Origin of the sequence: Hymenobacter psychrotolerans DSM 18569 (assembly GCF_900142395.1) — a bacterium.
GTDB lineage: Bacteria > Bacteroidota > Bacteroidia > Cytophagales > Hymenobacteraceae > Hymenobacter > Hymenobacter psychrotolerans.
In genome coordinates, this window is sequence record NZ_FRAS01000018.1 from 76,168 (window position 1) to 99,050 (window position 22,883).

Below are 22,883 nucleotides of genomic sequence, written 5' to 3' on the forward strand. Positions count from 1 at the left end.
GGCTCTTTCTGGATAGGCATTGTTGAGTTGCCTATTTACCTGAAGAGCCGATATGCCGACCGTCACTACCTCCCCGCTCCACGATATTCTTGCTAAGCGCGTCCTGATTCTGGATGGCGCCATGGGCACCATGATTCAGCGTCATACGTTGGAAGAGGCTGACTTCCGCGGCTCGCGCTTCGCGGATCATCCCAAGCCTCTGCGCGGCAACAACGACCTGCTCAGCCTCACGCGCCCCGATATCATCAAAGGCATCCACGCCGATTACTTCGCGGCCGGGGCCGATATGGTGGAAACCAACACATTCAGCGGCACCACTATCGCCCAAGCCGACTACGCCCTGGAGCACATCGTGTACGAGCTCAACTACGAGTCGGCGCGCATTGCCAAGGAAGTAGCCGACGAGTTTACGGCCCAGAACCCCGATAAGCCCCGTTTCGTGGCCGGCGCCATCGGGCCCACCAACCGCACCGCCTCCCTCTCCCCCGACGTAAACCGCCCCGGCTTCCGGGCCGTGACGTTTGATGAGCTGGCCACCGCCTACCACGAACAAGTGCGCGGCCTAGTAGATGGCGGCTCCGACGCCCTGCTCATCGAAACCATCTTCGACACGCTGAACGCCAAAGCGGCCTTGTACGCCGTGCAGAAGTTCTTCGACGAAGGCGGCCGTGTGGTGCCCGTCATGATTTCCGGCACTATTACCGATGCTTCCGGCCGCACTCTTTCGGGGCAAACGGTGGAAGCCTTCTGGAACTCGATTCGACACTTGCCCCTGTTGAGCGTGGGCCTGAACTGCGCCCTCGGCGCCGATCAGCTGCAGGTATATATCAAAGAGCTGAGCCGCATTGCCGATGTGCACATCTCGGCTTACCCTAACGCCGGTCTGCCGAATGCGTTTGGTGGCTATGATGAGTCGGCCCAGGAATTTGCGGGCGTAGTGGAAAACTACCTCAAGGAAGGCCTCGTGACGGTGGTAGGCGGCTGTTGCGGCACCACACCCCAGCACATTGCCGAGCTGGCCCGCCTGGCCGACAAATACCAGCCGCGTAAACTGCCCGAGCTACCGAAAGCTACTCGCCTGAGTGGCCTAGAGCCCTTCGGCATCTACCCCGAGAGCCTGTTTGTGAACGTGGGTGAGCGGTGCAACGTGACCGGCTCCCGAGCTTTCGCCCGTCTCATCCGGACCGGCAACTACGAGGCCGCCTTGCAAGTAGCCCGCGACCAGGTGGAAGGCGGCGCTCAGGTAATCGACGTGAACATGGACGAAGGTATGCTCGATTCGGAGCAGGCCATGACCACCTTCCTGAACCTCATTGCCTCGGAGCCCGACATTTCGCGGGTGCCGATTATGATTGACTCCTCGAAGTGGAGCGTACTGGAAGCCGGCCTCAAGTGCGTGCAGGGCAAAAGCATCGTCAACTCCATTTCGCTCAAGGAAGGAGAAGAAACCTTCAAGGAGCGCGCCCGCACCGTGCGCCAGTACGGTGCCGCCGTGGTGGTGATGGCTTTCGATGAGAACGGCCAGGCCGATACACTGGAGAAGCGCATCGAAATCTGCCAGCGCAGCTACGACATTCTGGTAAACGAAGTGGGTTTCCCCGCCGAGGACATCATCTTCGACCCCAACATTCTGACGGTAGGCACCGGCATGGAGGAGCACCGCAACTACGCGCTGGACTTCATCGAGGCCGTCCGCTGGATCAAGCAGAACCTGCCCGGCGCCCTCACCAGTGGCGGCGTCAGCAACATCAGCTTCAGCTACCGCGGCAACGACGTGGTGCGCGAGGCCATGCACTCCGCCTTCCTCTACCACGCCATTCAGGCCGGCCTGGATATGGGCATCGTGAACCCCAGCCAGCTGGCCGTGTACGACGAAGTGCCTAAGGACCTGCTGGAGCTGGTAGAAGATGTACTGCTGAACCGTCGCCCTGATGCCACTGAGCGTCTCGTTGACTTTGCCGATACGGTAAAGCAGAAGGACAAAACAGAGGTAGTAGCCGACGCCTGGCGCAGCCTGCCGGTGAAAGAACGCCTGCAGCACGCCCTGGTGAAAGGCATTACGGAGTTCATCGACCAAGACACCGAGGAAGTCCGCCAGCAAGTCGCTAGGCCACTCGAAGTGATTGAAGGCCCGCTGATGGCTGGCATGAACGTGGTGGGTGACCTATTTGGCGCGGGCAAAATGTTCCTGCCCCAGGTAGTGAAGTCGGCCCGCGTGATGAAGAAGGCGGTGGCCTACCTGGAGCCCTACCTGTTGGCCGATAAGCAAAGCGGCGACCGGCAAACCGCCGGTAAAATCCTGCTGGCCACCGTGAAAGGCGACGTGCACGACATCGGCAAGAACATCGTGGGCGTGGTACTGGCCTGCAACAACTTCGACATTGTGGACCTGGGCGTAATGGTGCCCCTGGAGAAAATTCTGGACGAAGCCGTGAAGCAGCAGGTAGACGTGATTGGCCTCAGTGGCCTCATCACCCCGAGTCTGGATGAAATGGTGTACGTGGCTCAGGAAATGGAAAAGCGCGGCCTTAAAACGCCGCTGCTCATTGGTGGTGCCACTACTTCTCGCCTGCATGCCGCCGTGAAAATTGCGCCCAACTATTCCGGCCCCATAGTACACGTGAACGATGCCTCCCGCTCGGTAGGAGTAGCTGCGGCCCTGCTCGGCACCGCCGATGTAGAGTACGCCCGCACGGTGCGCGAGGAGTACCGTCAGCTCCGCGAGGACTATGCCGAACGCCAGCGCGAGAAGAACTACCTGACCATCGAAGCCGCCCGCGAAAACGGTTTCAAAGCCGATTGGGAAACCAGCCGCATCGTGAAGCCGAGCTTCCTGGGCACCAAAACACTGGAAGACTACCCACTGGCGGAGTTGGCTGAGTACATCGACTGGACGCCTTTCTTCCAGACCTGGGAGCTGAAGGGCCGCTACCCCCGCATCCTCACCGATGAGAATGTGGGCGAAGCGGCCACCCAGCTCTTCAACGACGCCCAGAAGCTACTCAAGCAAATCATCGACGAGAAGCTGCTCACCGCTCGCGCCGTGGTGGGCTTCTGGCCCGCCAACACCGTCGGCCACGACACTATCCAGATCTTCAAGGACGACACCCGCGAGGAAATCCAGACTGAGTTCTTCACTCTGCGCCAGCAAAGCGAGAAAGCGCCCGGCGTGCCCAACCTGGCCTTCTCCGACTTTGTGGCTCCGCGCGAAACCGGCCGCGAAGATTACATTGGTGGGTTTGCTGTTACGGCAGGCCTAGGAATCGAGAAGCTGCTGGAAAAGTACGAGCAGGAGCACGACGACTACTCCAGCATCATGGTGAAAGCCCTGGCCGACCGCCTCGCCGAGGCCTTTGCCGAGCGCCTGCACCAGCGCGTGCGCGAAGAGTTCTGGGGCTATGCTGCCGATGAGAACCTCTCGAATGAAGACCTCATTCAGGAGAAATACAAAGGCGTACGCCCCGCCCCCGGCTACCCAGGCTGCCCCGACCACACCGAGAAAGTCACCCTGTTTGAGCTCCTCGACGCGGAGAACACCACGGGTATCCGTCTCACCGAGAACCTGGCCATGTACCCGGCATCCTCGGTCAGCGGCCTCTACTACGCCCACCCTGATTCCCGCTACTTCGGCCTCGGCCGCATCGGCAAGGACCAGGTAGAGGACATTGCCGAGCGCAAGAACATGCCGCTGACTGAGCTGGAACGCTGGCTGGCCCCCAACCTGAACTACGACCCCGCCAGCGTACCGGTAACGGCCCTCTAGGCCACTTACTCCCTAACCCTCCTCTGAGGGGCGGAACTTGCTTACTACTCCTACGACTCACTGGCTACCCGCTGGTGCTCTATATGAAAGTAACTGAACACCTGACCCGCGCCGACGGCAAGACGCTGTTTTCCTTCGAGGTGCTGCCCCCGAAAAAGGGCGAGAACATCCAGAACCTGTTCTCGAACATTGAGCCCCTCATGGAGTTCAAGCCGCCGTTTATCGACGTGACCTACCACCGCGAAGAGTACGTGTACCGCCAGCACCCGAATGGCCTGCTGGAGAAGAAAACGGTGCGCAAGCGCCCTGGCACCGTAGGGATTTGCGCGGCCATCAAGAACCGCTTCGATGTGGATACGGTGCCGCACCTCATCTGCGGAGGCTTCTCGAAAGAAGAAACCGAAAACGCCCTCATCGACTTGCATTTTCTGGGCATCGACAACGTGCTGGCTCTGCGCGGCGACCCAATTAAATCGGAAGGCAGCTTCATTCCCGACCCCGACGGGCACGCCTACGCCTGCGACCTGATTGGGCAGGTGGCTGACCTGAACAAGGGAGCATATCTGGATGAAAAGCAGGATGATACCTGGGCTACTGACTTCTGCATCGGGACGGCCGGCTATCCTGAGAAACACTTTGAGTCGCCGAACTATGGGGCCGACCTGCGCTACCTCAAGCACAAGGTAGACCGTGGCGCCGACTACATCGTGACTCAGATGTTCTTCGATAACGAGCAGTTCTTCAACTTCGAGAAGCGCTGCCGTGAGGCGGGCATTACGGTGCCCATCATCCCCGGCCTCAAGCCCCTGACCACCAAAAGCCAGCTCACCATGCTGCCCCGGGCCTTCTACCTCAACATTCCGGAGGAGCTGGCCGATGCCGTGCATCTGGCCCCGGACAACGCGGCAGCCCGCGAAATCGGGATTGAGTGGTGCATCAACCAGAGCCGGGAACTGATGGCCCACGGTGTGCCGGTGCTGCACTACTACAGCATGGGCAAGTCGGAGAGCATCCGGCGGGTGGCGGCGGCGTTGTTTTAGTCGAGATGGGAGAGCCGGTGGCCGTCGCCCCGTCATCTGCGTATTCCGGCTTGTTGTTTCACTTCTCACGGTTTGCCCTTGGATACGCTGGATGATCTGTTTGCGCGTTTGCGTGAGGCTGCTACTCCTGCCGAGATAGAAGCTCTGCAAAACGGTATCTGGCAGCTCTGGCTGACTACCGGCAACCAGCTGCTGGACAAGCACCTGGAGGCCGGCATGCGGGCCATGGCCGCCGGCGACTACAACCGGGCCATTGCCGATTTTACGGTGCTGACAGAGGAGCTTCCAGCCTACGCGGAGGGCTGGAACAAGCGTGCTACGGCCTACTATCTGCGGGGAGAATACCGGGCTTCTTTGCTCGATATTCAGGAAACGCTGCGGCGGGAGCCCCGGCACTTTGGGGCCCTGAGCGGCCGGGCCAATATGCTCCAAATACTCGGCGACGAAGCCGGGGCACTGCGGGTGCTGCTGCGCCTGGAGCAGCTGTGCCGGCACTGGCCCGGCCTGCAGGCGCAGCTGCACGATCTGCGCGGCCGGCTGGGGTAGTTGGCCTGAAGTTGTATATATCTGGGAATGCTGGTAAATTTCCGGTCTGTAAGCATGCCTCTTCCGGTACTTTGGCGTGGTATGAAGTAAGCCAACACGCTGCCACAGCAGCCAGGCCCTACGAAATGCCCGTCATCGTCAGCAAGAGGAAAGCGCATACAGGCTGCCCCACCCGGCTATCTGCACCTTCTTTCCACCCGCGTATCAAACACTTCTTCTCTTCGGCAGCACTCTGTGCCCTGCTATTTGCAGGGCCGAGTTCCACCGCGCAGGCCCAGCGTCGCAAAAGCGACCTGGAAAGCGGGGAAATGGAAAAAGGCAAGAAAGTAGGCATCTGGGAATATTCGAGCCTCACGCGCGACGGCCGGCAGGTGCTGGTGCAGCGCTACGGCCACACGGCCAACAAGCTCGGGTATTGCCGCCCGATTGAGGATGTGCCCTACGAGGCCGAAGTGCAGCTCGGCCAATGGACCCGCACACGCGTAGAGCAGCCGCCACTCTTTATCGGGGGCGAAGCGGCACTGGCCGCCTACATGGCCAAGCTGAACTATCCTGAGCCGGCCCAGCGCCGCAATATTCAGGGCCGGGTCATTGTTTCGTTTGCCATCGATACGCTGGGCAACGCTACTTCCCACAAAGTGCTGATGGGCATTGGTGGGGGCTGCGACGAAGAAGCGCTGCGCCTGAGCCGCACCATTCCGGCCCACTGGATTCCGGCGCGGCTCAATGGCCGGGCCGTGCCGGTTGTCTACGAGCTGCCCTTCTCGTTTAAGCTCCAGACCCAGCGCTAGGCCGGTATATCTGCTAAGGTTGCCGCTTTGTCTGGCAGAAGGCTAACCCCGGATTGGGGTGCTTGCGTACATTGCCTCCATGAACTCGTCCCCGAACTTCCGCCTCCTGACAGCCGCGAGTGTGGCTGCTCTGCTCCTGACCGCCTCCTGCGACACCACTCCGCGTGAGCGCCAGGAGGCTGTGCGCGAAGAAGCCCGCAACATAGACACGCTGGCCAACCGCGCCGCCGATAAGCTGCGCACCGTGGGCCGCCGCGCCGCCCGCTTCGATTCGGTGTCGCGGCAGCGCAACCGCCAGCCCCTCGATACGGCCGCCGCCCGCACCTTCGCCAGCCAGCTGCTGGGCAGCTACGGCGATATTGAGCAACTCACGCCCACCACCATTGAGCCGGCGTTTGTGCAGTTTATGCAGCAGGTGCGCACCAACCGCAAGCAGTGGACCCAGCGCGACTGGGACTACGCTACCGCGCTCAGCCGCCGCCTCAACTCCCGGTTTCGCACTATCCGTCTCGACATCAAAGGCCGCGACGAGCTACACATCCGGGCGTTGCAGACCGAATTCACGGCCCTCGAAACCAGCCGCGACGTGAAAGACCTGAGTGATGCCGTGAAAGACAAGTAGGCTGCCGCCGACCACCTAACTAGAAGCCCCGCGTTGTGCGGGGCTTTTTTTCTGCAATGAAACACACCCTTATTAGTAGAAGCACCGGCCTGGCCCTGCTGCTCCTGTTGCTGAATCTGTCTGCTGCGTGCGCGCAGCGCCTGATCCGGAAAGCCGAAACGCTGCCGGCCGGTGAGCTGTGGCTGAGCCCCGGCGACGCCCTGCAGCTGCGCCTGGCCGGCCCGCCCGGTGGGCAGGCATCGTTCCTGAACGGCCTGCCCATGACGGAGCTGCCGCCCGAGCAGGCTGGTGGCGTGGCTGGCATCTATCAGGCCACCTATCATGTGCAGCCCACCGATACGCTGGGTGGCGCCGGTGGCCGGCCGCTGTGGCTGCACCTGCGCCTGCCCGACGGCCGCCACGACTCGCTGCAAACGGCCGCTCCGGTCCGCGTGCTGTCCCCGAACCAGCCGCAGCTGGCCGTTACGCAGGGTGCATTAGCCCACCTCAACTACGGCTTGGGCGAAGACCGGCTGGGCGGCGCCAAGCTCGGCTACCTCGATTCGCTTGTGGTGCTGCACGTGGTGGGCCGGGTGGCCGGGCAGTATCGGGTGCGGCTGGCGGAAGGCCAGTACGCCTGGGCCCCGCTGGAAACGGTGCGGCTGCTTCCGGCGGGCGGTTTTCAGCCGGCCTCGCTCACCGGCTCCTGGAGCGTGGCCGGCGACTCGCTCTACGACTATGTGCGCCTGCCGCTTACTCAGCGCCTGCCCTACCGCTCGCAACTGCTCCAGAATCCTGCCCGGCTCGTAATTGATGTGTTCGGGGCTACCTCCAACACCAACTGGATAACGCAGCGCGCAGGCCTGCGGGAGTTGGGTGCCATATACTACGAGCAGCCGCAGCCCGATGTGTTTCGGATGGTGCTGCCGCTGCGCCACCTGCAAAGCTGGGGCTACCATATTCGGTATGAGCGAAATACGCTGCTGGTGCAGGTGTCGCGCCCACCCGCCCGCCTGCGGCTGAAAGGACTTGTGGTGGCCGTGGATGCCGGGCATGGTGGCACCAACGTAGGCGCTATCGGCCCAAGCGGAGCCCGAGAAAAAGACCTCACGCTGGCCATTGCCCGGCAACTGCGGCGGGAGCTGGAACGCCAGGGCGCCCGCGTACTCATGACCCGTGACGCCGATGTCACGGTTGGCAATGCCGAGCGGGTGCAGCTGCTGCGCCAGCGGCGGCCAGCCTTGCTGGTCAGTATTCACGTAAACTCATCCGGTAGTGCTGCCGCTCAAGGCACCAGCACCTACTACCGCTACGTGGCGTTTCGGCCGCTGGCGCAGGCCTTGTATGGGCGCATGCAGCAAACCCGCCTGAAGGGGTGGGGACTGGTCGGCAACTTCAACTTTGGCCTTAATGGCCCCACCGAATACCCCAACGCGCTGGTAGAAACGGCCTTTGTGTCGAACCCGGAAGATGAGCAGCGGCTAACCGACCCCGAGCAGCAGCGCCAGATGGCCCGCCGAATGGCGCAGGGCATCGAAGACTTTCTGAAAAGCTCCCGGGCCCCGGGCCCGAAAGGCTGGCTGCGGCACCAAGCCGCCGAACAGTAGGGGACAGGCTGGAACCAGGGAAGCCGGAAAGCCTGAGCAGGAGAAGCTGCACTGTAGGCTGCTATAGTTTCTTAGCAAGAAATAGTTGGGTATTTGCCAACAATCCGCGTACAAAGCCAATTATCTTCCTCAGAGTCAGGGTTGCCCGCGGGGCATCCGCTGCGCACCTGAACCCCCTTTTTCCAACCAAACCCACCATTCACATGGCAGAAGCTTCTTTACTGGACCGCAGCCGTACGGTGGCTGGCCCCGGCTACAACCGCTGGCTGGTTCCACCGGCCGCGCTGGCAATTCATCTGGCCATCGGGCAGGCCTATGCCTTCAGCGTATTCAAAAAGCCGCTCGGCGCTCTTATCAGCGGCAACCCCGATGCGCCGGCCCCCGCCGACTGGACTCCCGGGCAGCTGGGCGTTATCTTCTCCATTGCCATCGTGCTGCTGGGCCTTTCGGCGGCTATTTTCGGGACGTGGCTGGAACGGGTGGGGCCTCGCAAGGCCATGATGGCCTCGGCCCTGTGCTTTGGCGGCGGCTTCTTTATTGCGGCTTTGGGCGTGCACCTGCACAGCATCTGGCTGGTATATTTCGGCTACGGCTTTGTGGGCGGTATCGGGCTGGGTATTGGCTATATCTCGCCCGTGAGCACGCTCATCAAGTGGTTTCCGGACCGGCGCGGTGTGGCTACGGGCATGGCCATCATGGGCTTTGGCGGCGGCGCCATGATTGGCTCGCCGCTGGCCGTAACGCTCATGGACTACTTCAAGGCGGCCGGCACCGGCACACTGGGCGTGGCCGCCACGTTCCTGGCTATGGGCCTGATTTATCTGCTGTTCATGCAGTTCGGCGTCTGGACCATTCGGGTGCCGGCCGACGACTGGAAGCCGGAGGGCTACGTGCCTTCCAACGAACACAACGCCCTGATTACGACCGGCAACGTTACGGCCGACAATGCCATCAAAACGCCCCAGTTCTGGCTGCTCTGGGTGGTGCTGTGCATGAACGTGACGGCCGGTATCGGGGTGCTCGAAACCGCCTCGCCGCTTATTCAGGAGTCCTTCTCCGATGGCGTGATGGGCGCCGGCCGGGGCGTAACGGCCGCTGCTGCCGCTGGCTTCGTAGGCCTGCTGAGCCTGTTCAACCTGCTGGGGCGCTTCTTCTGGTCGTCGGCTTCCGATAAAATGGGCCGTAAAACCACCTACGCCATCTACTTCGGGCTGGGGATTCTGCTGTATGCGCTGGTGCCTACACTGGGAGCCGGCGCGCAGCTTACGCTGTTCGTGGTCGTGACGTGCGTGATTCTGAGCATGTACGGCGGCGGCTTTGCTACCATCCCGGCCTACCTCTCCGACCTGTTCGGCAAGCTGCAGGTGGGCGCCATTCACGGCCGCCTGCTCACGGCCTGGAGCACGGCCGGCGTGCTGGGTCCCGTCATCGTCAACTATCTGCATTCCAACGCCAAAGAAAACGGCATGGTAGGCGCGGCGGCGTATCAGTCGGTGTTCTACACCATGGCTGGGCTGCTGGTGGTAGGGTTGATTGCCAACTTCCTGGTGCGGCCCGTCGCAGAGCAGTATTTCGAGAAGGAACCGGCCAAAAAAACAGCGGCCTAGCCTGCACTTGTCTTATCCTCTACAGCTGAACTCATGGACCAAAAACCTCTCACTTCCGATTCGAATGCCGCTCCCAGCTCTACCGGCGCCGTGGCTTTCGCCTGGCTCTTTGTCGGCATTCCGCTGGTTTGGGGCGTGTCTCAGACCTTTATCAAGGCGTTGGCACTGTTTCAATAAGCCGGCTCCGCAGAAAAAAAGCTGCGGCCAGTGAAGGAAGCACCCGAAAGGGTGCTTCTTTTGTTTTATCTGAAACCCTGGCGCCCATGTACGACGAGCCCACCCATGCCCCGATTGTGCTGCTGGCCTCTTTTGCCAATGTTATTTCGGCGCACCTGGCCAAAAACCAGCTGGATGCGGCCGGCATTCCGTGCTTTTTGAGCAATGAAAACCGGCCCTACGGCCCCATTTCGGGTGGGGTGCGGCTGCACGTGCGGGAGCAGGACCTACCGGCGGCGCAGGAAGTACTGGAGGCGGGCCGCCCCACCATGCACGCGCTGGCTTCTTCCGAAGACGAATCCACCACGCCGGACACCGTCCGCTGCCCCCGCTGCCACCACACCGATGTGGTCTGCCAGCAGACTCCCGAGCCCAGCCACACGCTGCTCACCCGCCTGCGCCTCTGGCTCCTGGACCCCGAAAAGCCACAGTGCCACTGTTTCCACTGCGGGCTGGACTTTGAAGGATAATGAGGCTGGTAAAGCGCCTGGTGCGGGCTTTACCGAAACCGCCACGCGGGCAGCACTGTGCCCGCCGGAAAATGCTCCTGCTCGGCGGGAAGCTCCAGAAATGCGTTGCTCATCAGCAGACTGGCCTGGTCGCCGGAGCCGCCGGCCCGTTCGGGGTGCGCGAGGCGCCGGCCGTCGGGCGCATCTTCCAGGCGCACCAGCAGAAAGTGAGTGAGAGCCGGCCGAAACGCCACATCGGCGGCCAGCACGGCGGGCACGGGGCCGGGCACGGCGGCCGGTTGCTGCACGGCCAGCAGCCACGGCTGCACATACCGGTAAAAATTCACGAACGACGACACCGGGTTGCCGGGCAGCGCAAACACCACCGCTCCGGCCGGGTGCTGCCCAAACCAGAACGGCTTGCCCGGCCGCTGCTGCACCTCATGGAACCGCTGTTCTACTCCCAGCCCGCGCAAGGTTTCCGGCAAAAAATCGGCCTTGCCCTTCGAGACGCCCCCGCTCAGTACCACGGCATCATACTCTTCCAGTAGCGTCGGCAGGCCCTGCTGCAGCGCTGCCACATCATCGTTGAAGTGGAAAAGCGCCGTAACGGCTCCGGCAGTATCGGCGGCGGCTTGCAGCATCAGGCCATTGGAGCGCCGGATCTGGTGGGGCAAGGGAGTGGCCGAAATGGGCACCAGCTCGTCGCCGGTGCTGACCACGGCCACCCGCGGGCGGCGCGTAACAGCCACCGTGGCGGCCCCAATAGTAGCAGCCACGGCCAGTTCCGTGGGGCCCAGCGCAGTGCCGGCCGGCAGCAGCAAGTCACCTTGGTGCCGGTCGGCGGCCCGGGCGTGGATGTTGTGGCCCGCGCGTGGTGGCAGCACCTGCACCTGCGCGTGGCGCCGGCCGGTGGCTTCGTCGGTCCGGAAAGTCAGGTCTTCGTAGCGGATGCTGGTATCGGCCCCTTCCGGCAGTGCCGCCCCGGTCATGATTTCGACGGCCGCCAGCGGGTTTTGGAGTGGTTCCGGTGGTTGGCCGGCAAACTGCGTCCGCTCAACCAAAAACTCCGTCTGGCCTGCTTCAAGAGCCGCAAACCGCACCACAATGCCATCCATAGCCACTCGGTTGAAGGGCGGAAAGTCCCGGTCGGCGCGCAGGTCTTCGCGCAACACGCGGCCGGCGGCTAAGCTCAGCGAGAGGTACTCCACGCCCAATGGGCGGATGGTAGCGGCAATGAGGCGGGTGGCTTCTGCAACGGAAATCATAGGCACGAATGTAGGGCAAGCTGTAGCTTGCGCCAGTAACCAACGGCTGGGCCGGGCGGTTGTTTGTGCAGCAGCACCTGAAACTCCAGCCTCTGCGCCGCGTTTGGCTTTCTGGCGGCGCACCTGCTTGTGGTTGCGGCCCGAAACTTTTCGATTCCTCTATGTCTGATTCCCCGAAGCTTACCCATCTGGATGCGTCCGGCCAGCCCGCCATGGTAGATGTCGGCGCCAAGCAGCCGACCCGCCGCGTGGCCCGGGCCCGCAGCCGCGTAGTGCTGGGCCCCGAAATCATGGCACTGGTGCAGGAAGGCGACCTGCCCACCCGCAAGGGTCCTGTGTTCCAGACGGCTATTTTGGCGGGTATTATGGGCGCGAAACGTACTTCGGAGCTGATTCCGCTGTGCCACCCGCTGTGCCTGGACAACTGCCAGGTGACGATTGAAGTAGACGGGCCCGATGCCGTGCTGATTGAGTGTACGGCCACCGTAACCGGGAAAACCGGCGTCGAAATGGAAGCTCTGACCGGCGCTTCGGTGGCCGCCCTCACCATCTACGACATGTGCAAGGCCTTGTCGCACGACATTCTTATTCAGGAAACCCGCCTCGTAAGCAAAACCGGCGGCAAACAGGACTTTCATCATGCCGGATAATTCAGCCGCCAACAAACCCCGCAGCAAGCACGCCCAGCTGGCCCGGCCCAATATCGGCGAGTTCAGCCGCCACGAGCTGGCCATTCTGGGGGCTCCGTGCGGCCGCATCAAGGAGCTGGCGGCCCGCTTGACTTCCGTGCTGGCCGATACGCTTCGGGTAGCTTACGTGGATGCCGACCACGCCGCCGGCGACGATGCGGCCCAGGGCGGCAGCGGCGGCCAGGACGCCATACTGCAAGCCGGCGCGGCCGCCGAGCTGACCGACAAAATCACCTTCACCCGCCTGGATGTGCAGCGGCCCCTCGACCGGTTTAGCCAGCCGGAGCTGCTGCAACATCAGGGCTTGGTGCTGGTGAACGGCAACCACTTCCGGGCCCGGCAGCAGCTGGTGATTCTGGACCCGGCCAAACCCGTGGAAAAGAAGCTGGACCGCCTCACCGATGTGCGCGCCCTGCTGCTGCCCGACGGCGTAACGGAAGTACCGGCCTACTTGCGGGCTCATCTGCAGGAAGCTGCCGTGCCACTATTGCCCCTGCACGATACCGCCGCCATTGCCGAGCTGATTCTGGAGGAATGGCGTGCCGCTGCGCCGCCGGTGCGGGGCCTGGTGCTGGCTGGTGGCCGAAGCCAGCGCATGGGCCACGACAAAGGCAAGCTCGCCTACCACCACGGCCAGGAGCAGCGCGCCTATGCTGCCGAGCTGCTGGCCCCGTTCTGCCAGGATGTGCACGTTTCCTGCCGCCCCGACCAGGCGACGGAGCTGGAATACGCCGGCCTGCGCCCTTTGCCCGACACTTTCGCCGACCTAGGCCCGCTGAGCGGCTTGCTTTCCGCCTTTCGCCTCGACCCCAACGCGGCGTGGCTGGTGGTAGCTTGCGACTTGCCATTTCTGTCGGCCGCCACCTTGCAGCATCTGCTGGAAAACCGCCACCCGGGCCGCATGGCCACGGCCTTCCAGAGCCCCGAAAACGAGTGGCCCGAGCCGCTTATCACCATTTGGGAGCCCCGCAGCTACGGCACGCTGCTGCGCTTCCTGAGCTTGGGTTACAGCTGCCCCCGCAAGTCGCTCATCAACTCCGATATTGAGCTGCTGGCCGCGCCCGCGCCCGAAGAGCTACGCAACGTGAATACGCCCGAAGAAGCCGCCCAAACCCGGGCAGAGCTGGGCTAGTAGCCTGCATTGAGTTTTACGGATGGGCGGCTACCCACACGTCGCCGTCCTCATAAAACTCCTTTTTCCAGATAGTTACTACCTGTTTCAGTGTGTCGATGATGTACTGGCAGGCGGCGAAGCTTTCGGCGCGGTGCGGCGTAGACACGGCCACCACCACCGCCACATCGCCGATGTAGAGCGTGCCTTTACGGTGCACCACGGTTATTTTCTGCACCATCGGCCACTTTTCGGCAGCCTGCTCGGCTACTTTGCGCAGCTGGTGCAGCGCCATGCTGTCGTAGGCTTCGTACTCCAGGCGCACCACGGTGCGGCCGGTGCTCCGGTTGCGCACTGTGCCAATAAACGTATTGATGGCGCCCGCCCCATCGGCTTCCACGCTTTGCAGGGCGGCGGCCACGTCGATGGGTTGGTCAGTCAGGTCGATGTGAATCAAGGGAGTATTGAGAGGAGGAGAATGGTGAGAAAGACCGCCATACTGCGCCGGTCGAGGCCGCAGAGATGCTTCACGCGGCAGCATGATGTGCGGTAGTGCCCGAGAGCTGCTATTATCCGCCGGATACGGGCGGAATCAGGGCTATTTCGTCGCGCTCCTGCAGCGGCTGCGCATCTTCGGCGTATTCGTTGTTCACCGCCACCGCCAGGCTGCTGAGCTGGCGCAGCGCCGGGTAGTCGGTGCGGAGCTGTTCCAGCAGCTGGTGTACCGGCTGGCCTTCGGGAGCTGTAACGGTCAGTTCCGGCTGGCCCACAATTTCTTTGGCAATGCCAAAAAGCGCTATTTTCAGGTTCATAGGGTCGGGGAAAGGAAAATATAGCAACAGTACGTATTTCAAACCCGAACCACAGCGCGCATGTTACGTTTTGGTTGACAGATTCCGGCTCGCACTGAGCCACCCTCTTTAGTTTTGTTGCTATGGCTGATGCCACACCGTCTGTTTTGTTTGATAATCATGGCCGTCCGCTGGAGTACCTGCGGCTGGCCGTGACGGACCGGTGCAACCTGCGCTGCTTCTATTGCATGCCCGAAGAAGGCATCAAGTACATGCCTAAGCAGGAGCTTCTGACCTACGAGGAGATGGAGCGGCTGGTTGGCCTGCTCACTGGCCTGGGTGTGCGCAAAGTGCGCCTGACGGGCGGGGAGCCATTCGTACGCCGCGACTTGGTGCCCTTTATGGCCCGCCTCGCCGCCATTCCCGGCCTCGACGACCTGAGCCTGACCACCAACGGCGTGCTCACGGCCCCGCACGTGCCCGAACTGGCCCGCCTGGGCGTGAAGGCCGTCAACCTCAGCCTCGATACCCTGGACCGCGCCCGGTTTGCCAGCATCACGCGCCGCGACGAGCTACCGCGGGTGCTGGATACGTTTTATGCGCTGCTGGCCTCTGGCATTCAGGTGAAAATCAATGCCGTAGTGATGGACGGGCAGAACATCGAAGACCTGGTGCCCTTGGCCGAGCTGACGCGGGAGCTGCCGGTAGAAGTGCGCTTTATCGAGGAAATGCCTTTCAACGGCGGCAGCCACGCCGCCACGCTGCCCTGGGACCACCGCCGCATCCGGCAGCATCTTGAGGCTAATTTGGGCGAGTTCATACCCGTGCCTACGCCCGCCGGCGCCACGGCTTCCGAATACAGCATTGCCGGCCACCAAGGGCGCATTGGTATCATTGCAGCCTATTCGCGCACGTTTTGCGGCACCTGCAACCGGATCCGGCTTACGGCCGAAGGCGGCCTCAAAACCTGTCTCTACGACCAGGGCGTGCTGGACGTGCGGGCCCTGCTGCGCGGCGGCTCCTCAGATGAAGAAGTAACCGAGGCCCTGAAAAACGCCTTCCGCTACCGCGCCGCCAACGGCTTCGAGGCCGAGCAACGCCGCCCTGTGCATCAGCTCAGCTTCGAGTCGATGAGCACGATTGGTGGCTAAGCGCAGCGGCGGGCCTATTTACCCAAGCCAACCCAGCCGCGCCGCATGGCATAGTGCGCCGCCGTTCCCACCAGCAAGCCCACCAGATAGCCGTAGGGCAGGCCCGCGCAGAGCAGTCCTACCAGCAGCGCCACCAGCAAATCTGGGCGGTGTTCCGCAACGTCGCGGAGCAGCGTGGCCAGCGTGAGAGCCTCGAACAGGAGCAGCACGCCCAGTACCGGCAGCGGGAAAATCTGCACGATTTGCTGGAAACCCTGGCTGAAAAACAACCCCAGCACCAGAAACAGGCCCCCATAAATCAGGACGGAGCCGCCGGTGCGGCCGCCAAACGTGTAGTGGCCTACCATGCCGCCCGAGCCGTGGCACACCGGAAAGCCGCCCAGAAACGGATTCACGAGGTTCATGAGGGCATACGTGAAGCTGATTTGCCGCACCGTGAGACTCCGTTCCGGGAAATAGTCCTGCACCACCTGCCGGGTCGCCAGCACCGAGTTGCCGAGCGACAACGGAATCTGGGGCAAGGCCAGCAGCACGGCACCCGTCAGGATATCGGCGGTGGTGGGCACGTGCCAGGCCGGCAGGTGCAGCCCGATGGCCCGCTGAGCCGAGGTCAGATCGAGCTTGAAAACCAGCCCGTAGGCCACGCCCAGCGCCAGCACCACTAGGGCCGCCGGCCAGCGGCGGTTGCCCAGCAGCACCACCGTCACCAGAAAGCCGGCCGCCGCCAGCGCGTAGCCGGGCAGGCCGTCGGCGGGCACGTATTCTTTTAAGGCGAGGGTGGCCAGCTGCAGGGCCAGCCCAAACTGAATACCGCGCACTACCGGCTTCGGAACCAGCCGGGCCAGCGCGTCAATCAGCCCCGTAACCGACAGCAGCAGCATACTGACGCCAATGGCCAGCCCTCCGCCAAAAATGATGCGCCCCGGAATTTTCTGCGCAATAACCAGCGCTGCAAACGCCTTCAGCGGCTGCACCGGCATCGGCATGCCGTACCAGAGGCCCGAAAACACCTGCATCAGCCCGAACATCACCAGCACCCCGGCGCTATCCATGCCCGAGGCCGCAATGATGCCGATGAGCAGCGGCAGATCAGTGCCTAAATCCCCGAAAGCCCCCGCCAGCTCATTTCTGTCGAAGCGGATGCGCGGGCGGGCAGGACGGGTGGCGGTGAGGGGCATACAGGGTATTTCAGACTGGATAATAGGGTAGGGGGGCACTTTATACAGGTAGACTCGCCGCTCAGGCAACCTTCTCAGCGGTATCCTGCCAGGCCAGTATGCCGCCTTCCAGATTCTGCAGGTTGGTGAAGCCATACGTGTTCTGCAGCAGGTCGATGGCCTGAGTGCTGCGGCGGCCGGAGTGGCAGTATACTATTACCGGGTGGTGCTTCGGAATCGAGGCCACGCCTTTCTCCAGGGTAGCCAGTGGCAACAGCGTAGCGCCCGGCAGGTGCGTAGCGGCAAATTCGTCCGGCTCGCGTACATCCAGCAGAAACGGCGGGTGGCCCGATTGCAGCAGTTCCCGCAGCTCTACCGCCGACACCGTGCTGATACCGACTCCGCACAAATCGGCGTAATCGGCGGGGTTGGCAGTATCCAGGTTGATGGCAGCCTGCTCCGGGCGGCGCGGAAATTTCAGGACCCGACTCTGAAACGACAGCGCATCTAGCATCCAGAGCCGCCCTACCAGCACTTCCCCGATTCCCAGCAACACCTTCAGCGTTTCTGTGGCCTGGGCCGTGCCTACCAGGCCGGGCAGCACGCCCAGCACGCCGGTGGCTTCGCAGTTGGGGGCTTCGCTGGCGGCCGGCGGCTGCGGAAACAGGCAGCGGTAGGTGGGCCCGCCCTGGTAGTTGAACACCGAAACCTGCCCTTCGAACTTATAGATGGCCCCCGATACCAGCGGCCGGCCGAGGCTCACGCAGGCATCGTTGAGCAGGTAGCGGGTCGGGAAGTTGTCGGAGCCGTCTACCACCACATCGTACTGCGCCACCAGTTCCCGCACATTGCCCAGCATCAGCCGGCAGTTGTACACCTCTGTGTGCACCAGCGGATTAAGCTGGCGAAGAGCGTGCGCGGCGGTGGCTGCTTTGGGCTGGCCCACGTCGGCCGGGCCGTACAGAATCTGGCGCTGCAGGTTGCTCATGTCCACCTTGTCGGCATCCACAATGCCCAGCGTGCCTACGCCGGCGGCGGCCAGATACTGCAGCACCGGGCAGCCCAGCCCGCCGGCGCCTACCACCAGCACGCGGGCGTTTTTGAGGCGTAGCTGGCCGGCTTCCCCTATTTCGGGCAGTTGCAGGTGGCGGCGGTACCGCTGGCGTTCTTCGGTAGTAAGCATAGCTGAGAAAATAGGCGGCCTGAAAGGCGGGGTGTGGTGACTGCGGCTCATTCAAACTTACAACTGCCCCGTAAGGTTAAGATACTACGCGCTGGCTGCTTCGGCGCGGTTTTCCTCATCGGCTATCCGGATTCTCAGTGGCAACTCCCGTTTTTCTGCCTCCTACCAGCTACGAATACGTGACCGTGCAGAAAGTGCATGGCTCTACCGCTACCGAAGCCTCCGACGTGCTGGCTGCCGAAGAGCCGCTGGAAATCCGCGTCGGTTACGGTCCCGAAAACCAGCGCCAGCACCGCACGCTGTCCGTCACGATGCGCACACCGGGCCACGACTTCGAGCTGACGGCCGGCTTCCTGCTCACCGAAGGCCTGATCCGGGGGCGCGACGACCTGCAAGGGGTCATCTACTGTCCCGATGTGAAGAAGGAAGAGGAGCGCGAAAACGTGGTGCGGGCCGAGCTCAACCCAACCTCCGTGCCCGACTTGCCCCGCCTGGAGCGCCATTTCTACACCAGCAGCAGCTGCGGTGTGTGCGGCAAAACCAGCATTGAGGCGGTGCACGCGGCCAGTTGCCCGGTTTTGCCCACCAACGGGCCTGCCGTAGCCGCGGCCGTGGTGCATCAGCTGCCCGAGCGGCAGCGGGCGGCCCAGGCGCTGTTCGAGCAAACCGGCGGCCTGCACGCCGCCGCCCTGTTTTCGCCGGCCGGCGAGCTGCTGCTGCTGCGCGAAGACGTGGGCCGCCACAACGCCCTCGACAAGGTGATTGGGGCCGCGCTGCTGGCCGGGCAGCTGCCGCTGCATGGCGCGGTGCTGCTGGTAAGTGGCCGTGCGAGCTTCGAGCTGGTGCAGAAAGCAGCGGTGGCGGGTATTCCGGTGCTGGCCGCCGTCGGGGCTCCCAGCTCCCTGGCCGTTTCGGCCGCCCACAATTTCGGTATGACGCTCTGCGGCTTCGTGCGCCAGAATCGGTTCAACATCTACAGCCACAGCTGGCGCATCACGCAGGAGCCACCGGCTGAACCGCCGGCCTGAATACTGCCTGATGTAGCGTCCACTTCGTTCATATACCCTGCCTCCGCTTCGCATTCCATGAAACTCCGCCTCGAAGACAACACCCTGCGCCTGCGCCTCTCCGCGGAAGAAGTAGCTGACTTTGGCCGCACCGGCCAGCTGCAAACGGTGGTACCGCTCGGGCCCGCTGCCCTCGATACGCTGACGTATGTGTTGGTACGGGCTGCCGGCCTGGGTGGCTTGGAGCTGCAATTGGCGTATTCGCCGGGCCATATCACGGTGCAGGTCCCGGCCGCCGTAGCCGATGAGTGGACTGCCTCCGAAACCATCAGCCTGCGCTGCAGTTATCCAGTGGCCGGCAACCAAGTACTGCATATATTGGTAGAGAAGGACTTAGGTTGTAAGCACTAGCCTTCTTCAATTTCTGCTCCCACCGAAAGACCTTATTCCATGGAAGAGTCTCCCATTGCCGACCCGAACAAAGCAGGCAAGCAGCACGAGCAAAAAGCCAGCAATGCGCCCAAAAGCGGGGAGCGGCCCGACCAGGGCGCCGCGCCGGCTCCCGACCATTACCGCCCCGACCCGCAGGCCGCCCGCGACGAAAGTAATATCACCCCTCCAGACGTGGCTAACGCAAAATATACCCACCCGATTCTGGCTCAGCCGCCCGAAGCCCTGACCGGCATCCGGCTCGAAGAGCGCGCCAAAGTAGCGGCCGGCGTCACGGCCGTTATCAAGTCCATGGAATTCAGCTGGAGCGAAGGCGGCCTGAACCGCGGCACCCGTGGCCTGCTCAAAATGAACCAGAAGGACGGTTTCGACTGCTCCAGTTGCGCTTGGCCTGACCCCGACGACCACCGCTCGGTAGCCGAGTTTTGCGAAAACGGCGCCAAAGCCACTGCCTCCGACGCCGACGACAAAGCGGCCGGCCCGGAGTTTTTCGCGCGCTACAGCCTGGCCCAGCTTTCCCAGATGACCGACCGGGACCAGAACAACGCCGGCCGCCTCACGCACCCCATGGTCAAGCGCCCCGGCGACAACCACTACTCGCCCATTGCGTGGCCCGATGCCTTCCAGCTCATCGGCGACCATCTGAATGCGTTGGATTCGCCCAACGAAGCGGTGTTCTACACGTCCGGCAAAGTGCCTAATGAGCCCGCCTTCCTGTTCCAGCTCTTCGCCAAGCAGCTCGGCACCAACAACCTGCCCGACTGCTCCAACATGTGCCACGAAAGCAGCGGCGCGGCCCTCAGTCCCACACTCGGTTTGGGCAAGGGCTCCGTTACGCTCAACGACATCTACGAGGCCGAAGTCATCCTTATTATAGGGCAGAACCCGGGCACCAACCATCCGCGCATGCTCACGGCCCTGCAGAAGGCCAAGCGCAACGGGGCTAAGATCATCAGCATCAACCCGCTCATCGAAGCCGGCCTCAACCACTTCAAGAACCCACAGGATTTCATGAACCCGCTCAGAGCACTGGGCGCGCTGATGGGCGACGGCACCCAGATTACCGACCTGTATCTGCAGGTTCGGGTGGATGGCGACATGGCCCTGCTGCGCGGTATCATGAAGCACCTCTTCGAAGCCGAGGACCTCAACCCCGGCCAGGTAGTAGACCGGGCCTTCATTGCCGAGTACACCACCGGCTTCGAGTCGTTCGAGCAGAATATCCGCAACACTTCCTGGGAGGATATCGAGGAGCTGAGCGGAATCAGCCGCGACCAGCTCCTGGAGGCTGCCAATATGCTGGCCACCAAAAAGAAAATCATCACCTGCTGGGCTATGGGCGTCACGCAGCAGCGGCAGGGCGTGCAGACCATCCAGGAAATCGTGAACCTGCACCTGATGAAAGGCGCCATTGGCAAGCGTGGCGCAGGTACCTGCCCCGTGCGCGGCCACTCCAACGTGCAGGGCGACCGGACTATGGGCGTCTGGGAGCAGCCCACCAAGGCGTTTCAGGATGCGTTGAGCAAGGAATTCAACTTCCAGGCTCCCTACGAACATGGCTACGACACCGTGGAGGCCATCAAAGCCATGTACAAAGGCAAAACCAAGGTGTTCTTCAGCCTCGGCGGCAACCTGCTGGGGGCCGGCCCCGATACCGAAGTCATTGCCGAAGGCATGCGTAAGCAGAAGCTGACGGTGTTTGTCGGCACCAAGCTCAACCGCGGCCACCTCACCACCGGCGAAACCAGCCTGCTGCTGCCCTGCTTCACGCACGCCGACGTAGATATGCAGAAGTCCGGCCACCAGATGACCTCCTGCGAAAACTCTATGGGCGTGGTTAGCCAGAACAAAGGCGTCCTGATTCCGCTCGAAGGCCAGATGATGAGCGAAGTGGCCATTATCAGCGGTGTCGCCATTGCTACTCTCGGCAGCCGCACCAACATCGCCGACTGGGTTGCCATGACCGAGAACTACGATGTCATCCGCGACCATATCAGCCGCGTGATTCCCGGCTTCGAGAACTTCAACGAGAAGCTGCGTCGCCCCGGTGGCTTCTACCTGCCCAATGGTCCCCGCGACCGGAAGTTCACCACGCCCAACGGCAAGGCCAACTTTACTACCACCGAGCTGCAGCACTACCAGCGCGAACTGGAGCCGGACCAGCTTATTCTGATGACGGTGCGCAGCCACGACCAGTTCAACACTACTATATACGACTACAATGACCGGTACCGGGGCGTATTCAACGAGCGGCGCGTCCTGTTCATGAATCCCCAGGATATGGCCGAGCGGGGTATTGGCGCCAAGGACCTCATCGACATCACCAGCCACTTTAAAGGCGAAACCCGCACTGTCGAGAAGTTCGTGGCCGTCCCCTACGACATTCCCAAAGGCAACGTGTCTGCCTATTTCCCCGAAGCCAATCCATTGGTTCCAATAGCCAGCGTGGCCAAAACCAGCAATACGCCTACCTCTAAGTATGTAGTAGTAACGGTAGTGCCCACACTCAAAACCACTGGCGCTCCTGTAGAGCAGCGCTTGGCAGTGGAAGCGTAGCCCCAATACATATAATAAGAGTCACTCATCTTGGCTTCAGTCGACCTCCCCTACTATGCTCAGCAGTGTAGGGGAGGTCGGCGTTTATAGGGAATACTGCTTCATAAAGGCCCTTTTGGGGCGGTCATAGCGAGTTGGTAACTTTTTTTGATCTGCGAGTGAACTAAGGGCAGGAGCTAAGTAGTTGTCTGCCAGTGCCCGGTTCGCTGCCACGGCCACGCCCTACGCGCCGGCCGATAAAAAAAGTTGGCCCCGGGGCTTGCACCGGAAAAAACGACCGACTACTTTTGCACTCCCAATCCGAAACGCGGACGGGCAACAGGCCGAATCAGCCCGGAAAAGAAAGTTGCTGGCCCAGGTAGCAAACCCGGAAAAGTCTACTTACCTTTGCAGCCCGCTTCAACCGGAAACGGAACCCGCTTCGAAAAAAAAGTTTGCCTGGTTACTTGCAGGCGAAGAAAACGAGGTGTTACCTTTGCAGCCTGCTTCAACCGGAAGCCGGGCCACGACTCTACGAAAAGCCCTAAAAAGTTTTTCGGCCCGGAGTTGGAAACTCAAAAAAGGGTGTTACCTTTGCAGCCCGCCGCGCTTCGAACGAGAAACGGCCGGGCAGGCAGGAAAAAGAAACAACCTTTTTCTTGCGATTTTAAAAAGGTTGTGTACCTTTGCAGCCCGCTTCGATCGGAAGCCGGGACCCGGACTCAGCAGATGAGTCACTACGTTGCTTCACACGAGAAGCGACGCACGTTCTTTGAATGGATGGAAAGACAAATGAAAGGGCTTTGGTAGCTCACTTCTTCGGAAGGGAGGCTGCTGAAGACCACGCGTAGAACAAAAGGAATTGAACAGCTCGTACACACGAGTCGGATCAGCACTCGACATCGTCTGTGGTTCGCCACG

The 22,883-nt window shown here is 62.1% G+C and carries 20 protein-coding genes; 15 read left to right on the plus strand and 5 right to left on the minus strand.

Features of this window, described 5'->3' with window-relative positions; all coding sequences use genetic code 11:
* Positions 1–52: 52 nt before the first annotated feature.
* The 9 genes from metH (at position 53) to BUE15_RS15730 (ending at position 10,641) form a co-directional block, all read left to right on the plus strand.
* A complete protein-coding gene (gene metH / locus BUE15_RS15695) occupies positions 53–3,763 on the plus strand; it encodes a methionine synthase (RefSeq protein WP_073287174.1) in 3,711 nt (1,236 codons plus the stop codon).
* 83 nt (positions 3,764–3,846) lie between these two features.
* Positions 3,847–4,803 (plus strand): methylenetetrahydrofolate reductase [NAD(P)H], encoded by a 957-nt coding sequence (metF, locus tag BUE15_RS15700; protein ID WP_073287248.1) that lies wholly within the window; start codon positions 3,847–3,849, stop codon positions 4,801–4,803.
* Positions 4,804–4,875: 72 nt separating this feature from the next.
* Positions 4,876–5,349, plus strand: coding sequence for a tetratricopeptide repeat protein (locus BUE15_RS15705; RefSeq protein WP_139252339.1), 474 nt, complete (start codon positions 4,876–4,878; stop codon positions 5,347–5,349).
* A 308-nt stretch (positions 5,350–5,657) separates the two neighbouring features.
* A complete protein-coding gene (locus BUE15_RS15710) occupies positions 5,658–6,140 on the plus strand; it encodes an energy transducer TonB (RefSeq protein WP_073287180.1) in 483 nt (160 codons plus the stop codon).
* Positions 6,141–6,219: 79 nt separating this feature from the next.
* Complete coding sequence (locus BUE15_RS15715) at positions 6,220–6,762, plus strand: hypothetical protein (protein WP_139252340.1); 543 nt, start codon at positions 6,220–6,222, stop codon at positions 6,760–6,762.
* 56 nt (positions 6,763–6,818) lie between these two features.
* Entirely contained in the window at positions 6,819–8,348 is a 1,530-nt protein-coding gene (locus BUE15_RS15720) for an N-acetylmuramoyl-L-alanine amidase (protein ID WP_073287186.1), read from the plus strand.
* 203 nt (positions 8,349–8,551) lie between these two features.
* Positions 8,552–9,955: an OFA family MFS transporter gene (locus BUE15_RS15725; protein WP_073287189.1), complete on the plus strand. Its 1,404-nt coding sequence runs from the start codon at positions 8,552–8,554 to the stop codon at positions 9,953–9,955.
* A 33-nt stretch (positions 9,956–9,988) separates the two neighbouring features.
* On the plus strand, positions 9,989–10,132 hold the full coding sequence (locus BUE15_RS22030; RefSeq protein WP_170865279.1) for an MFS transporter small subunit: 144 nt from the start codon (positions 9,989–9,991) through the stop codon (positions 10,130–10,132).
* 86 nt (positions 10,133–10,218) lie between these two features.
* Positions 10,219–10,641: a putative signal transducing protein gene (locus BUE15_RS15730; RefSeq protein WP_073287192.1), complete on the plus strand. Its 423-nt coding sequence runs from the start codon at positions 10,219–10,221 to the stop codon at positions 10,639–10,641.
* A gap of 29 nt (positions 10,642–10,670) precedes the next feature.
* On the opposite strand, the gene BUE15_RS15735 is transcribed toward BUE15_RS15730, so the two are convergent.
* The gene (locus BUE15_RS15735; RefSeq protein WP_073287195.1) at positions 10,671–11,888 is read right to left on the minus strand and encodes a molybdopterin molybdotransferase MoeA; all 1,218 of its coding nucleotides are present in this window, start codon (positions 11,886–11,888) and stop codon (positions 10,671–10,673) included.
* Positions 11,889–12,049: 161 nt separating this feature from the next.
* On the opposite strand from BUE15_RS15735, the gene moaC reads away from it, so the two are divergent.
* Positions 12,050–12,538, plus strand: coding sequence for a cyclic pyranopterin monophosphate synthase MoaC (moaC, locus tag BUE15_RS15740; RefSeq protein ID WP_073287197.1), 489 nt, complete (start codon positions 12,050–12,052; stop codon positions 12,536–12,538).
* Positions 12,528–13,709, plus strand: coding sequence for an NTP transferase domain-containing protein (locus tag BUE15_RS21675; RefSeq protein WP_139252341.1), 1,182 nt, complete (start codon positions 12,528–12,530; stop codon positions 13,707–13,709). The genes moaC and BUE15_RS21675 overlap by 11 nt, the downstream gene beginning before the upstream one ends.
* Before the next feature lie 16 nt (positions 13,710–13,725).
* On the opposite strand, the gene BUE15_RS15750 is transcribed toward BUE15_RS21675, so the two are convergent.
* Both BUE15_RS15750 and moaD read right to left on the minus strand, forming a co-directional pair.
* A complete protein-coding gene (locus tag BUE15_RS15750) occupies positions 13,726–14,145 on the minus strand; it encodes a molybdenum cofactor biosynthesis protein MoaE (RefSeq protein ID WP_073287200.1) in 420 nt (139 codons plus the stop codon).
* 112 nt (positions 14,146–14,257) lie between these two features.
* On the minus strand, positions 14,258–14,500 hold the full coding sequence (gene moaD / locus BUE15_RS15755) for a molybdopterin converting factor subunit 1 (RefSeq protein WP_073287203.1): 243 nt from the start codon (positions 14,498–14,500) through the stop codon (positions 14,258–14,260).
* Positions 14,501–14,622: 122 nt separating this feature from the next.
* On the opposite strand from moaD, the gene moaA reads away from it, so the two are divergent.
* A complete protein-coding gene (gene moaA, locus BUE15_RS15760) occupies positions 14,623–15,630 on the plus strand; it encodes a GTP 3',8-cyclase MoaA (RefSeq protein ID WP_073287205.1) in 1,008 nt (335 codons plus the stop codon).
* 14 nt (positions 15,631–15,644) lie between these two features.
* Here moaA and BUE15_RS15765 read toward each other — a convergent pair whose 3' ends face one another.
* On the minus strand, positions 15,645–16,808 hold the full coding sequence (locus BUE15_RS15765; RefSeq protein WP_073287208.1) for a putative sulfate/molybdate transporter: 1,164 nt from the start codon (positions 16,806–16,808) through the stop codon (positions 15,645–15,647).
* Between the two features lie 61 nt (positions 16,809–16,869).
* Positions 16,870–17,970: a molybdopterin-synthase adenylyltransferase MoeB gene (gene moeB, locus BUE15_RS15770; protein ID WP_073287211.1), complete on the minus strand. Its 1,101-nt coding sequence runs from the start codon at positions 17,968–17,970 to the stop codon at positions 16,870–16,872.
* A gap of 137 nt (positions 17,971–18,107) precedes the next feature.
* Between moeB and fdhD the strand changes: the two genes are divergently transcribed.
* The 3 genes from fdhD to BUE15_RS15785 are packed head-to-tail and all read left to right on the plus strand — an operon-like array spanning position 18,108 to position 21,983.
* A complete protein-coding gene (gene fdhD / locus BUE15_RS15775; RefSeq protein ID WP_244535961.1) occupies positions 18,108–18,998 on the plus strand; it encodes a formate dehydrogenase accessory sulfurtransferase FdhD in 891 nt (296 codons plus the stop codon).
* Positions 18,999–19,055: 57 nt separating this feature from the next.
* Complete coding sequence (locus BUE15_RS15780; RefSeq protein WP_073287214.1) at positions 19,056–19,388, plus strand: DUF7009 family protein; 333 nt, start codon at positions 19,056–19,058, stop codon at positions 19,386–19,388.
* A 39-nt stretch (positions 19,389–19,427) separates the two neighbouring features.
* Positions 19,428–21,983, plus strand: a complete 2,556-nt coding sequence (locus tag BUE15_RS15785; protein WP_073287217.1) for an FdhF/YdeP family oxidoreductase — start codon at positions 19,428–19,430, stop codon at positions 21,981–21,983.
* Positions 21,984–22,883 lie beyond the last annotated feature (900 nt).